The sequence below is a fragment of the Saliphagus infecundisoli genome, from assembly GCF_020177375.1.
Lineage (GTDB): Archaea > Halobacteriota > Halobacteria > Halobacteriales > Natrialbaceae > Saliphagus > Saliphagus infecundisoli.
Genome location: NZ_JAIWHV010000007.1, coordinates 147,320 through 160,208, shown reverse-complemented (window position 1 = coordinate 160,208; position 12,889 = coordinate 147,320). Strand labels below are relative to the sequence as shown.

Here is a 12,889-nt window from a genome sequence, read left to right as displayed (position 1 = left end):
TATCGAACGACATGCTCATCTGATCCAGCTGTACCTCATGGTAGAGTTAGGCTATGAACTACCGGATTTAGACGAGTTATTGCTGTGGGCGTCGCGGGATCCAAATCCACACAGGGAACGGTTACGTGAGCAGATTGAATGGGGTGAGTTCACCTTTGATCACCACTAAACTAGAACGTATGGTACTTCCGCGAACTGATTCCCTTGAACCAGTTCGCGAGAAGTGACGGGGCGTGCTTCGGTGGGCTACTCACGAACAAATGAACGTGGTCGGGTTGGACGGTGAGGTCAACAATCTCCAACCCTTTCTCGTCGGCGATTTCGTGGAGTATTCGGCGCACACGGTCTTCAACCTCATTACCCAGTACCGAGTTTCGGTACTTCGGCAACCACACTATGTGGTAGTTGAGGGTGTAGGTCGCGTGCCGTGTGGTCTTCATCCGTACTACACACTATGGAAGGCGACCGTCTTAAAACCACCGAGTACTGGGGAAATCCAGCCGTTCGTAGCAACATAGCCCAGACGCACTATGCCTACCGCTCGACCCGCGCCTGAAGACGCGGGTATGCGCTCGCACTATGTATCATAACAGATACTAGAGAATCGCGACCGGTGTGTTACCTCCTGCCCCCGTCTGTAACATGGATCGATCACCGTGGAAAGTCATGTCAAGGAGCATCGGATCCCCCTCTTCGATGAGAGAGCGGTTCACGGCTCCCCGCCGAGTGTAACCTCGAACCGTTCGATCGTCGTCCCGTCGGGCTCCCGAAGGTGCCCCGAGAGCACCTCGTCGGTCGGCGAGAGCGTCGCGAACCCGGGGCGATTCCCCCGAGGCTGGGCGTGGCTCCCCGGATTCAACAGGGTCACGTCGCCGGCCACCGTCACGCCGGGGCGGTGGCTGTGCCCCGAGACGACGAGGTCGGCCGCCCGCGAACGGCCGAACATCTCGAGGCCGGTCTCCCCGCCGTCGCGGCGGTGGGTGAGGGCGACCCGGACGCCCTCGTACTCGACGGACCGGGTTTCGGGCAGGCGCTCTCGGAGGGTCCCGGAGTCGGCGTTGCCGTGGACGGCGACCAGTCGCTCGGCCTCCTCGCGGAAGGCGTCGAGGACCCGCTCGGTCGTGAAGTCGCCGGCGTGGACCACGAGGTCGGCATCGCGGGCGGCCTCGAGAGCCGGTCCCTCGAGACGGTGGCCGTCGGTCGCGTGGGTGTCGGCGTAGATCGCGAGCACGGCCGGAGTACGGCGCGGGGGGTTACGGGCGTTACGACCGGGTCCGTCCCGGCAGACGAACCGCCCACGTTTTTGACGGTTCGCCCGAAACGGGGTTCGATGGCCAGTAGCACCTCGGTAGTTCTCGCCGCGCTGTTCGCCAACGGCGCGATCGCGATCCTGAAGTTCGGCGGCTTTCTCCTGACCGGAAGTCCCGCGATGCTCTCGGAGACCTACCACTCGATTTCCGACACCGGCAACCAGGTCTTCCTGTTGATCGGGATCAAGTACGGCGCCCAGGACGCGAACCGCACGCATCCGTTCGGCCACGGGAAGGCCCAGTTCTTCTACAGCTTCCTCGTCAGCGTCATTCTCTTCGGCATCGCCGGCTGGGAGAGCGCGAGACACGGCTACGAGGCGCTCCAGGAGGGGGGCGTCCACCGGGCCGCCGGGGACGTCACGCTGCTTGGAGCGACGTTCGATCCCGTCTACGTCAACTACGTCGTCCTGATCGGAGCGATCGTCTTCGAGACCTACGCGCTCAAGAAGGCCAACGACGGACTGAGCCGCCAGATGGACGAACACGGCTGGGAGACGTACCGCGAGGCGTTTCGCAAGACCAGCGACGTGACGACGCTTACGGCCTTCACCGAGGACTCGATCGCCCTCGCCGGCGCCGGGATCGCCCTCGCGGGGGTCTACTTGACCCGAGTCACCGGAAACGGGCTGTACGACGCTGCCGCGGCGCTGCTCATCGGCTTTCTCCTGATGGGATTCGCCATCGCACTGGCCTGGGAGAACAAGCGCCTGCTGCTCGGCGAGAGCCTCCCCGCGCCCGCCGAGAGCGAACTACGGGACATAATCGCCGACGGCGACGGGGTCCGCGAGATCGTCGACTTCCGGACGGTCTACTTCGGTCCCGAGGAACTCCTGGTCGTCGCCGACGTCCGGTTCGACCCCGGACTCGACACCGGCGAGATCGACGACCGGATCACCGAGATCGAGGCCGCACTGACCGCCCACAGCAGCCAGGTGCAGCGGGTGTACGTCGAGCCGGAGTAGTCAGGTCCGTCTCGACGACGGCGGGCGCCGGTTCGCTCTCAACGGTGGCGGGTTAGCCTTATATTCGAGAAGCCATCAGACAGAGATGTGTCCGAGACTGCCGGGTACATGCGCTTTTTCCCCTACGATCGCCCCTACGAGAACCAGCGGGAGGCGATGGACCGCGTCTACAACTCCCTGGTGCGCGGCCAGGACGTCCTCTTCGAGGGGGCCTGTGGGACCGGCAAGACGCTCTCGGCGCTCGTCCCCGCCCTCGAGGTCGCCCGCGAGCAGGACAAGACCGTGGTGATCACGACGAGCGTCCACCAGCAGATGCGCCAGTTCGTCGAGGAGGCCCGCGCGATCACCCGGAAAGAGGAGCTTCGAGCGGTCGTCTTCAAGGGCAAGGGGTCGATGTGTCACATCGATGTCGGCTACGAGGAGTGCCAGACCCTTCGGGACACCACCCGCTCGCTGGTCGAGGACGAACGCGACCGGGCCCGCCTCGAACGCCGCCAGAGTGAACTGCTCGCCGAGAGCCGGGAAGGGAGTGAGGAAGCAGCGGACGCCCGGGGCGCGGTGATGGAAGAACTCGAGTCGCTCGACGAGGAGATCGAGGACGTCGAGGACGCCAACGTCTGTGAGTACTACCGGAACAACCTGAAGGAGGACACCGACGACTTCTTCGCCTGGCTGTTCGACGACGTCCGCCGTCCCGACGAGATCTACGAGTACGCAGAACGCGAGGGGTTCTGTGGCTACGAACTCCTCAAGGAGGGAATGGAAGGGATCGACCTCGTCGTCTGTAACTACCACCACCTGCTCGACTCGGGGATCCGCGAGCAGTTTTTCCGGTGGCTCGGCCGCGATCCCGACGACGTCATCGCGGTCTTCGACGAGGCCCACAACGTCGAGGACGCCGCCCGCGATCACGCGACCCGGACCTGCTCGGAGCGGACGTTCGACCAGGCCATCGAGGAACTCGAGGACAGCAGCGATCCCCGAACGGGCGACGCCGCGAACGTCCTTGGAGCCTTTCGAGCGGCCCTCGTCGAGACCTACGAGGACTCCTTCGGGTTCGGCGACCGCGAGGGAGTCGGCGAGGGCTGGGAGGACGTTTCGGTCGCCAACGACGGCCGACGGGACGACCTCACGCTCGCCTTCCTGCAGGCGTATTCGGGCCAGGGGATCGACGACGACCTCGACACTGCGCTCGCGCTCGGGGGGGACCTGGACGAGGAGTACGAGGAGGCCTACCGCGAGGGCGAGACCGCCACGCGAACCGAGTGTCAGACCCTCCAGGCCGCCTCGTTCGTGAGCGCGTGGATGGACGAGGGCGACAGCCGGGGACTGTATCCCGTCGTCGCCGTCAGCCGCGACGCGGGCACCGACGAGGTCTACGGTCGCGCGGAACTCTACACCTGCCTCCCCCGGACGGTCACCGGCGAACTGTTCGAGGAAGTGGCCTCGACGGTCCTGATGAGCGCGACCCTCCAGCCGTTCGACGTCACCGAGGACGTCCTCGGAATAGAGGAGCCGGTCACGATGGCCTACGGCCTGGGATTCCCCGTGGAAAACAGGAGAACGTACGCCGTCGAGACCCCCGCGCTGTTCGCGAGCGACCGGGACGACCCCGCGGTCGTCGGCGAGGTCTCGGGGACGGTCGGCGACGCCGTCCGCCTCACTCCCGGTAACACCCTCGCGTTCTTCCCGAACTACGCCGAGGCCGCGAAGTACGCCGAGCGTCTGGGCGGCGAACTCGAGGGGACGACGATCTACCTCGACGAGCCCGGAGTCGCCGCCGAGGACCTTCGAAAGCGGTTCGTCGCGGACGACGACGCCGTGCTCTGTACTTCGCTGTGGGGCACGCTCGCGGAGGGGGTGAGCTTCGACGGCGAGGACGCCCGAACAGTATTGGTCGTCGGCGTCCCCTACCCCCACCTCGACGACCGCGCGGAGGCGGTCCAGGACGCCTACGACGAGGCGTTCGAGGGGACCGACACGGGCTGGCGCTACGCCGTCGAGATTCCCACCGTCAGGAAGACCCGCCAGGCCCTCGGGCGGGTAATCCGCAGCCCCGAGGAGGTCGGCGTCCGGGCGCTGCTCGATCGCCGCTACTCCCGGCGGGCGAAATCGGACCTGGGCAAGTACAGCGTCAACGGCACCTTCCCCCACGAGGAACGCGAGGAGCTCATCGACATCGCGCCCGACAAGCTTAAGTTCGCGATGTTGAACTTCTACACCGACCACGAGGCGTATCCGGGCGAGCCGCCCGCGCCCTGAGCCTCCATCCGTTCGTCCGTTCTCGACTCGGCCGGAGCGGCCGCGCCGCCCGGCGGATATCATGAAACGCGAACCCGAAACGACGATCGCACAGTACGCCAACGACGCCCGCGTTCTCGAGGAACTCCACGCCGTCCCACCCTATCGGGTTTACGAGGTCTCCCTCGACGGCCGGCGGGGAGTCCTCAAGATCGACGACCACTCGCGGGGGCACGCGGCCGACGAGGGACGGGTCCACGCTTTCGTCGCGAGCGAGACCTCTATGGAGGTCCCGAACGTGATCGCCGTCGGCGACGACCACTACGTGACCGACTGGGAGGATGCGTTCGAGGGCTCGCCGACGCCGATCGAGGAGGAGTGGGCCCACATCGCCGGAGTGTGGCTCGGGGGACTCCACGCCGACACCGCGGACGCCTTCCCGGGGTTCGGACGTCCCCGTGACCACGGGACCGGACTGACGATCGACGTCCACGACCGCTGGACCGACGCCGCCCGGGAACGGATCGCGTATCACCGGGAGTTCCTCGAGACGGTCGGCCACGCGGACGTCGCCGACGCAGTCGATCGGTTTCTGGGCGAGAACCCGGGGGTCTTCGAGGGCTGTGGCGGGCCGGTTCTTTGTCACGGCGACGTCCACCCCGAACACCTCTCCCGGACCGACGGCGGAACCGCGACCGCGATCGATTTCGAACACGCGCTGGGTGCGCCCGCGGAGTACGACTACTGGCGGGCGGCGACGCCGTACTTCGAGGCGGCGGACGGCGTGGGGACGTCGGCGCTCCGGGCGTTCCAGGCGGGGTACGAATCGGTCCGCGAGCTTCCCGCGGGGATCGAGGAGCGCCGGCCCGCCTTCCGTCTGCTGAACCTCGTCGCCTTTCTCGAGTCGCTGTACCTCCAGGAGAACCTCGGAGCGGACGAACGGGAGCGACGCGCCGAGAACATGCGGCGGCTGATCGTCGAGACCGTAGAGGACGCGGGCGGCTGAGTCGCCCGTCAGGCCGGCAGCGAGACGCTGCTCACCGGCAGCTCGTAGGTTCCGTCCCAAAACTCGAGTTCGCCCACGGTCCAGGTCACCGGCTCGATCGAGCGGTCGGCGAGCCGGCGGGCAGCCTCCGGGTCCCCGCCGCGGGCGAGGGTGACGTGGGGGACGTAGTCGTCGCCCTCGAGCCCTGCGACGGGATCGAAGACGTCGGCGAGATCGGCGTGGATCGCCTCGAGGCCGGGGCTCTCGACGGCCAGATAGACGACGGGCGCGCTTCCCAGCGGCGGGTCGGCGAAGCAGTCGATTCCCGTGATTCGGGCCTCGACGGCGGGGGCGCCCTCGAGAGCGCGGTGGACCCGCCGCCCCAGGGCGGACACCGGCCGATCCTCGTCGGTGGCGAGGCGTTTGACGAGCAGCGAGTGGGTCTCGCGGACGGTCTCGAAGCCGACGAGCCGGGGGTAGAGCCGGGAGGCGAGTTCGCGGACGCGCCCCGGGACCGGGGCGTTGACGCTGTACACGCGGGCGGCTACGGCGGGGGCCGATATGAGTTCGGCGGTCGTCGGCTCGATCGGGAGAACGTGTGATTCGGGCGTCATCTCGGGCGCTAACCGGAGGTCAGTCGGAAAGATCTATTTAGGGGGCCCCTCCATCGGAGGGTAATGGACGCCAAAGCGGTCAGGGTGCTGCTTTGCTGTCTCGTGGTGCTGTGGGGGGCCGGCGCGGCGGTCGGCCCGGCGCTCGCCGCCGCCGACGCCGTGGGTGGGTCGGACGGGGCGAGCCAGGCATCCGCCCCGACCGGGGTGGTGAGCACGGCCCAGGAGAGCGGCGCCGCGGACGACGGGGAAACCTCGGACGACGGGGACGACGAACCCTCGATAGACGGGTTCGACGAGGTCAACGTCGCGATCGACCTCCGGGGCAACGGGTCGGCCGCGTGGACGATCGAGTATCGCTACCGCCTCGACGACGAGAACGCGACGGCCGACTGGGAGAGCCTCAGCGAGAACGTCAGCGATCGACCGGGCGAGTACATCCTCATGTTCCGCGAGCGAAACGCGGGGCTGGTCTCCGACGCAGAGAACGCGACCGACCGCAACATGTCGACGTCGAACTACTCGGTCGAGACCGATGAGAGTTCCTCGCCCCAGGCCTACGGCTACGTTCGGTTTACCTTCGAGTGGTCGGCGTTCGCTCTCGTCGAGGTCAACCGGATCGAGGCCGGGCCGGCCCTCTCGGGCTTTACGATGGACGAACGGACCCAGCTCGCCGTCTCCTGGCCCGAGGAGTACGAGAACGTCACCGTCCAGCCCGAGCCCGACGACCAGAGCGGGAACAACGTCCTCTGGTACGGCGACGAGACCCGCGAGTTCGTCGAGGGCGAACCGTACATCGAGCTGATCGCGACCGGCGGCGAACCCGTCGAGTCCGGCGAGCAAGAAGAGGAAGGGCTGCCCCTCACGTGGATGGTCGGCGCCGGCGCGTTGATGGTCGCCCTCGTCGTGCTCGGGGCGGCGGTCGCCGTCGTCTGGAGCCGAACGCGGACCGACGACGGGGGAGGGGCGGCCGAGGCCGAGCCGGCCCAGCCGGCTCCCGCCCCGACCCCCGACGACGGCGACGAGCCCGTGGAGTCGGCGTCGGCGCCGCCGCCGGAACTGCTGAGCAACGAGGAGCGGGTCCTGGGGCTGCTCGAGGACCACGGCGGCCGGATCAAACAACAGGAGGTCGTCACCGAACTCGACTGGACGGAGGCGAAGACGAGCCAGGTCGTAAGCGGGCTCCGCGAGGACGGCGAGATCGAGGTGTTCCGGATCGGCCGGGAGAACGTCCTCGCGGTGGACGACGGCAAAAGCGATACCGGCAGCGGTGCTGGCGACGCCGCCACGGACTCCGGCGGCCCCGCCGGCGACGGCTGATCCCCAAGATTTGCCCCGCCGGAAGGTTTTATTATCGATCCCGCTAGAGGGTTACTCGATGATCGACGCCGCGTCCGCGCCACGCTCGCCGCCGGCGAGCGACGCGGCCGCCCGACGACCGCGACCGGGCCGGTAGGCCCACCATTATCCCCACTCCAGTTTCCGCGTTATCTCGTTCCCACAAATCGACGATTTTCCACGAAGCGACCGCTTTGTCCGTAAATTACGACATCCATACCGACGAGTTTAAGTCCGTTCTCCCGGTCCGTTCGGGTACGACATGACACGCGTTGCACTCGCGTTCTCGGGCGGGCTCGATACGACGGTCTGCGTCCCGTTGCTCGAGGAGGAGTACGGCTACGACGAGGTCGTCGGCGTCACGGTCGACGTCGGCCAGCCCGAAGAGGAGTTCGAGGAGGCCGCAGAGACCGCCGACGCGCTCGGTCTGGACCACTACGTCGTCGACGCCAAAGCGGAGTTCGCCGACCTCTGTCTCGAGGGCGTGCGGGCGAACGCCACCTACCAGGGGTATCCCCTGGGAACGGCGCTCGCGCGGCCGGTGATCGCGGAGGCGATCCTCGGGGTCGCCGAGGACGAGGGCTGTGATGCGCTCGCCCACGGCTGTACGGGCAAGGGAAACGACCAGCTCCGGTTCGAGGCGATCTGGCGTGACTCCGATCTCGAGGTCTGTGCGCCCGTGCGCGAACTCGGACTCACCCGCGAGTGGGAACAGGAGTACGCCGCCGAACGCGACCTCCCCGTCGAGGGCGGGAGCGGCGGGAAGTGGTCGATCGACACCAACATCTGGAGCCGCTCGGTCGAGGGCGCGGAGCTCGAGGACCCGAGCTACGTCCCCGGCGAGGAGATCTACGAGTGGACCGAGAAACCCGGCGGGGACACCGAGGAGATAGAGATCACCTTCGAGGAGGGGTATCCGGTCGCCGTCGACGGCGAGGAGTACGAGCCCGTCGAACTGATCGAACAGCTAAACGAGCGTGCGGGCGCCTACGGCGTCGGGCGGACGGACTCGATGGAAGACCGGATGCTCGGACTCAAAGTTCGCGAGAACTACGAACACCCCGCGGCGACGACCCTGCTCAACGCCCACGAGGCCCTGGAGGCGCTCGTGCTCACCCAGGAGGAACGCGAGTTCAAGCAGGGAATCGATCAGAAGTGGTCGAAGAAGGGGTACGAAGGGCTCGTGGACGCCCCGCTGGTCTCCGCGCTCGAGGGCTTCATCGACGAGACCCAGACGCGCGTGACCGGGACGGTGACGATCCGGTTCGAGGGCGGGCGTGCGCGCCCGGTCGGGCGCGACAGCGAGTACGCGGCGTATTCGGCCGAACACGCCTCGTTCAACACCGAGGCCGTCGGGAAGATCAGCCAGGAGGACGCCACCGGGGTCGCGAAATACCACGGCTTCCAGCGCCGCCTCGCGAACGCGGCGATCGAGGGGCAGAAAGACGCCGTCTCGGTCGCAACCGACGGCGGCGAGGCCGACGAAGCGAACGAGGAGTGATCCATGACCGGAGAGGACACCGAGGGCGTCGTCCGTCGGGACCGCTTCAGCGGCGGCCCCGCCCGGAGCTTCCTCTCTTCGCTTTCGGCCGACCGGCGGATCTTCGCGGCCGACGTCGCGGTCGATCGCGCGCACGTGGTGATGCTCGCTGAGTGCGGGATCATCGGGAGCGAGGTCGCCGGCGAGATCCTCGAGGCGTTGGATGGGATCGAGGACGCGAGTCACGGGGCGTTACCGGAAGGCGAGGACGTTCACGAGGCCATCGAGACCGCAGTGATCGAGCGCGTCGGCGAGGAGGGCGGGCGGATGCACACCGCCCGGTCGCGAAACGACGAGGTCGCGACCTGCATCCGCTACCGCCTCCGCGAGGACGTACTCGAGGCCCTGGAGGCGACCCTCGATCTCCGGGAGGCCCTCCGGACCGTCGCCCGCGAGCACGTCGGAACGACGATGCCCGGCTACACCCATCTCCAGCCCGCCCAGCCGATCACGGTCGCCCACTGGGCACTCTCCTATGAGCAGGCCGTGAGCCGCGACACCGAACGCTTGCTCGACGCCTACGGCCGGGTGAACCGCTCGCCGCTGGGCGCCGCAGCCTTTGCGGGGACGACGTTCGACGTCGACCGCGAGCGCGTCGCCGACCTTCTGGGGTTCGACTCCGTGCTCGAGAACTCGATGGACGCCGCCTCGAGTCGGGACTTCCTGCTCGAGACGACGGCGGCGCTCTCCGCGCTCGCGACCACCCTCTCGGGGCTCGCCGAGGACCTCGTCGTCTTCGCGAGCCGGGGGTTCGTCGAGGTCGACGACGACTACGCCTCGACGTCGTCGATCATGCCCCAGAAGAAGAATCCCGACAGCCTCGAGCTCGTTCGCGCGGTCGCGGGCGACGCCGCCGGCGGCGTAAGCGGACTCGCGACGACGCTGAAGGGACTTCCCCGCGCGTACAACATCGACCTCCAGCGGGCGACGCCTCACGCCTGGGAGACCGTCGATGCCGTGGGCGAGGCGACGATCGTTGCCGCGGGCGCCGTGGCGACCGCCGACTGGAACGAGGACGTCCTCGCTCGGGAGGCCGGCGCGGGCTTTTCGACGGCGACCGGCGTCGCCGACCTGCTCGCGGCCGAGGGGCTCCCGTTCCGGACCGCCCACGAGATGGTCGCGGTCGCCGCCGAGAACGGGGCCGATTACGCCGCGCTCGATGCTGCCTCCCGGGAGGTCCTCGGCGAATCCCTCGAGAGCTACGTCGAACCGGCGGCCGTCGAGGCTGCCCTCGACCCCGCCGAGAGCGTCGCGAGCCGGGACTCGCTCGGCGGGCCGGCTCCCCAGGCGGTCGAGGCGAGCCTCGAAGCGAGCGCCGAAGGCCTCGCGGCCGATCGCGAGCGGGTAGCCGAGCGCCGGGAGGCCATCGAGGCGGCCCGGGTCGCCCTCGGGGAGGAGGTGGCCGGCTATGTCTGAAGCAGCCGTCCTTCGACGGCCGCCACCGCCGTCCCCACCGGGGGACGAACTACCGACACCATGATACGACGGCTTCCAACCGGCACGCGGCAGGGCTCTCCCGCGAGTAGACGACGGTGCAGATAGTATAATTTTTCTGGTAAGTTCGAAGGGTTTAAGGTACGTCGTCTCCCAGGTAGGGGTACGATGACCGAATGTGTCGAGTGTGGGGCGGACGTGACCCTGCACGACGATCTGGAGGTCGGAGAGATAGTCGACTGTACCACCTGTGGCGCGGAGTTGGAAGTCGTCGAGACCGAGCCGCCAGTCCTCGAGCGAGCCCCGGAGCTCGAAGAGGACTGGGGTGAGTGAGCGTGGGAACCGTCACAGCCACATTCCCCGCCATCGACGGCCACGACCGACATAGCGATACCAGCGACCACGAACACGCGACCCATCGGAGCGAACGCAGCCAATGAACGTCGGCATCCTCTACTCGCGGATCCGCAAGGACGAGAAGCTCCTGCTGTCGGAGCTTCGCGACCGGGGCCACGACGTCACCAAGATCGACGTCCGCAAACAGCGGTTCAACTTAGCGGAGGCACCCGAGGCCTTCGCCGAGTTGGACATCGTCGTCGATCGCTGTCTGGCAACCAGCCGGAGCCTCTATGCGACCCGCTTCTGTGAGGCCTACGGCGTCCCCGTCGTCAACAGCCACGACACTGCGGAAGTCTGCTCGGACAAGGTCAAGAACAGTCTGGCCCTCGAAGCGGCGGGCGTCCCGACGCCGAACACCGACGTCGCCTTCACCACCGAGGCCGCCCTCGAGTCGATCGAGGCGTTCGGCTACCCCTGCGTCCTCAAGCCGGTGATCGGCTCGTGGGGCCGGCTGATGGCGAAGATCGACTCGAGAGACGCTGCCGAAGCCATCCTCGAACACAAGGCGACGCTCGGCCACTACGAGCACAAGGTGTTCTACGTCCAGGAGTTCGTCGAGAAGCCCGGACGCGACGTTCGCGTGCTCGCCATCGACGGCGAGCCCATCGCCGCGATGGCGCGCTCGTCGGATCACTGGCTCACGAACGCCGCCAAGGGGGCCGAAACCGACTCCTTCGAACTCGATGCCCGTGCCGAGGAACTCGTCGCCGAGGCGAGCGCTGCGGTCGGCGGCGGCCTGCTGGGTGTGGACCTGATGGAAGCCGGTGACGACTACACCGTCCACGAGGTCAACCACACCGTCGAGTTCAAAGCCCTGGATGGCGCCGTCGAGGAAGACGTCGCGGGACGGGTCGTCGACTGGCTGGAGGAGACCGCGGCCTCGGCGGCCGACGACGGGATCGAGGTGACCGCCTGATGGCGACGGGTGCGGGAACGCGGGAGGAAGAAGCGGAGAGCGGGGAGACGGTCACCGCGAGCGTGATCGGTGGGAGCGGCTTCACCGGGGGGGAACTCCTTAGGCTGCTCGCCGGACACCCCAATTTCGAGGTCAGCGAGGTCACGAGCCGGTCGAAAGCCGGCAAGAGTGTCGGCTCGGTCCATCCGCCGCTTCGGGGCACCGACCTGCGCTTTACCGAGCCCGACGACCTGAAGGGCGTCGACGTCCTCTTCGCCGCGACGCCCCACGGCGTCTCGATGGGGAAGATCGACGAGTTCTTCGAGGTCGCGGATACTGTGGTCGATCTCTCGGCGGACTTCCGTCTGGAGAGCGAGGCACAGTACGACGAGTGGTACGACGGCCACGACGCGCCCGAGTACCTCGAGCGGGCCGAGTACGCCCTCCCCGAGATCAACCGAGAGAACCTTCCGGGTGCGGAGCTGATCGCCGGCGGCGGCTGTAACGCCACCGCGACGATTCTCGGATTGTACCCTCTCTTCGAACACGGGATCCTCGAGGGAGGAGAGCAGATCGTCGTCGACGTGAAAGTCGGCTCCTCGGAGGGCGGTGCGGGAGGCGGCGACGCCTCCTCGCATCCCGAACGGTCGGGCGTCGTCCGGCCGTACGCGCCGACGGGCCACCGCCACGAGGCCGAGATCGAGCAGTTCCTCGGCACCTCGGTGGCGTTTACGTGCCACGCAGTTGATATGATCCGGGGCGCGAGCGCGACGAACCACGTCTTTCCCTCGGGGCCGGTCTCGAAAGGTGACCTCTGGTCTGCGTACAGAGACTGCTACGAGGACGAGCCGTTCGTCCGGATGGCCGCCGGCGGCTCCGGCGTCTATCGTTACCCCGAGCCCAAATCGGTGGCGGGGACCAACATGGCCGAGGTCGGCTTCGAACTCGATCCAGCCAACAAGAGAGTCGTCGTCTTCTCCGCGATCGACAACATGATGAAGGGCTCCGCGGGCCAGGCGGTCCACGCCGCCAACGTCGCGCTCGGATTCGAGGAGACCGCGGGCCTCGAGTTCGCGGGACTTCACCCCGTGGGGGCGCCCTGAGATGACTACGCCAAGACGTTCCTGCTCGCGGTACTGCGCGGGCTGCGACTTGTCTAGTCACACTCGCCACC

General features: G+C 67.5%; 11 protein-coding genes and 2 pseudogenes. 10 read left to right on the top strand and 3 right to left on the bottom strand.

Translation table 11 applies throughout. The features are described from left to right. Positions 1 to 169 (top strand): annotated as a pseudogene (locus LCF40_RS11535) (IS4 family transposase); the annotation flags it as partial. Positions 170 to 179: 10 nt separating this feature from the next. Here the strand turns inward: LCF40_RS11535 and tnpA are convergent. Both tnpA and LCF40_RS11525 read right to left on the bottom strand, forming a co-directional pair. Then, a pseudogene (gene tnpA / locus LCF40_RS11530) lies at positions 180 to 440 on the bottom strand (IS200/IS605 family transposase); the annotation flags it as partial. A gap of 269 nt (positions 441 to 709) precedes the next feature. After that, on the bottom strand, positions 710 to 1,231 hold the full coding sequence (locus LCF40_RS11525) for a metallophosphoesterase (protein ID WP_224828584.1): 522 nt from the start codon (positions 1,229 to 1,231) through the stop codon (positions 710 to 712). A gap of 99 nt (positions 1,232 to 1,330) precedes the next feature. Between LCF40_RS11525 and LCF40_RS11520 the strand changes: the two genes are divergently transcribed. The 3 genes from LCF40_RS11520 (at position 1,331) to LCF40_RS11510 (ending at position 5,519) form a co-directional block, all read left to right on the top strand. Then, positions 1,331 to 2,272 (top strand): cation diffusion facilitator family transporter, encoded by a 942-nt coding sequence (locus LCF40_RS11520; protein ID WP_114578195.1) that lies wholly within the window; start codon positions 1,331 to 1,333, stop codon positions 2,270 to 2,272. Positions 2,273 to 2,359: 87 nt separating this feature from the next. Further along, positions 2,360 to 4,534, top strand: a complete 2,175-nt coding sequence (locus LCF40_RS11515; protein ID WP_224828583.1) for an ATP-dependent DNA helicase — start codon at positions 2,360 to 2,362, stop codon at positions 4,532 to 4,534. Positions 4,535 to 4,595: 61 nt separating this feature from the next. Next, positions 4,596 to 5,519 carry a phosphotransferase family protein gene (locus LCF40_RS11510; protein WP_224828582.1) on the top strand — a complete coding sequence of 308 codons (924 nt, stop codon included), beginning with the start codon at positions 4,596 to 4,598 and terminating at the stop codon, positions 5,517 to 5,519. Positions 5,520 to 5,527: 8 nt separating this feature from the next. Here the strand turns inward: LCF40_RS11510 and LCF40_RS11505 are convergent, their stop codons facing one another. After that, the gene (locus LCF40_RS11505; RefSeq protein ID WP_114578321.1) at positions 5,528 to 6,034 is read right to left on the bottom strand and encodes a 2'-5' RNA ligase family protein; all 507 of its coding nucleotides are present in this window, start codon (positions 6,032 to 6,034) and stop codon (positions 5,528 to 5,530) included. Positions 6,035 to 6,175: 141 nt separating this feature from the next. Here LCF40_RS11505 and LCF40_RS11500 point away from each other — a divergent pair, with 141 nt between their 5' ends. The 6 genes from LCF40_RS11500 (at position 6,176) to argC (ending at position 12,818) form a co-directional block, all read left to right on the top strand. Then, positions 6,176 to 7,429 (top strand): helix-turn-helix transcriptional regulator, encoded by a 1,254-nt coding sequence (locus tag LCF40_RS11500; protein WP_224828581.1) that lies wholly within the window; start codon positions 6,176 to 6,178, stop codon positions 7,427 to 7,429. Positions 7,430 to 7,709: 280 nt separating this feature from the next. Continuing rightward, positions 7,710 to 8,948, top strand: a complete 1,239-nt coding sequence (locus LCF40_RS11495; protein WP_224828580.1) for an argininosuccinate synthase — start codon at positions 7,710 to 7,712, stop codon at positions 8,946 to 8,948. Between the two features lie 3 nt (positions 8,949 to 8,951). Continuing rightward, positions 8,952 to 10,403, top strand: coding sequence for an argininosuccinate lyase (gene argH / locus LCF40_RS11490; protein ID WP_224828579.1), 1,452 nt, complete (start codon positions 8,952 to 8,954; stop codon positions 10,401 to 10,403). A gap of 186 nt (positions 10,404 to 10,589) precedes the next feature. Beyond that, positions 10,590 to 10,754 carry a lysine biosynthesis protein LysW gene (gene lysW / locus LCF40_RS11485; RefSeq protein WP_114578201.1) on the top strand — a complete coding sequence of 55 codons (165 nt, stop codon included), beginning with the start codon at positions 10,590 to 10,592 and terminating at the stop codon, positions 10,752 to 10,754. A gap of 103 nt (positions 10,755 to 10,857) precedes the next feature. Then, positions 10,858 to 11,736: a lysine biosynthesis protein LysX gene (gene lysX, locus LCF40_RS11480; protein WP_224828578.1), complete on the top strand. Its 879-nt coding sequence runs from the start codon at positions 10,858 to 10,860 to the stop codon at positions 11,734 to 11,736. Next, complete coding sequence (gene argC / locus LCF40_RS11475) at positions 11,736 to 12,818, top strand: N-acetyl-gamma-glutamyl-phosphate reductase (protein ID WP_224828577.1); 1,083 nt, start codon at positions 11,736 to 11,738, stop codon at positions 12,816 to 12,818. The genes lysX and argC overlap by 1 nt, the downstream gene beginning before the upstream one ends. Positions 12,819 to 12,889: the final 71 nt, after the last annotated feature.

Excerpts from the sequence above, each read along its gene's own strand:
- LCF40_RS11495 (WP_224828580.1), top strand. The coding sequence starts at position 7,710 with ATGACACGCGTTGCACTCGCGTTCTCGGGCGGGCTCGATACGACGGTC.
- LCF40_RS11500 (WP_224828581.1), top strand. The coding sequence starts at position 6,176 with ATGGACGCCAAAGCGGTCAGGGTGCTGCTTTGCTGTCTCGTGGTGCTG.
- LCF40_RS11510 (WP_224828582.1), top strand. The coding sequence starts at position 4,596 with ATGAAACGCGAACCCGAAACGACGATCGCACAGTACGCCAACGACGCC.
- argC (WP_224828577.1), top strand. The coding sequence starts at position 11,736 with ATGGCGACGGGTGCGGGAACGCGGGAGGAAGAAGCGGAGAGCGGGGAG.
- lysX (WP_224828578.1), top strand. The coding sequence starts at position 10,858 with ATGAACGTCGGCATCCTCTACTCGCGGATCCGCAAGGACGAGAAGCTC.
- LCF40_RS11520 (WP_114578195.1), top strand. The coding sequence starts at position 1,331 with ATGGCCAGTAGCACCTCGGTAGTTCTCGCCGCGCTGTTCGCCAACGGC.
- argH (WP_224828579.1), top strand. The coding sequence starts at position 8,952 with ATGACCGGAGAGGACACCGAGGGCGTCGTCCGTCGGGACCGCTTCAGC.
- lysW (WP_114578201.1), top strand. The coding sequence starts at position 10,590 with ATGACCGAATGTGTCGAGTGTGGGGCGGACGTGACCCTGCACGACGAT.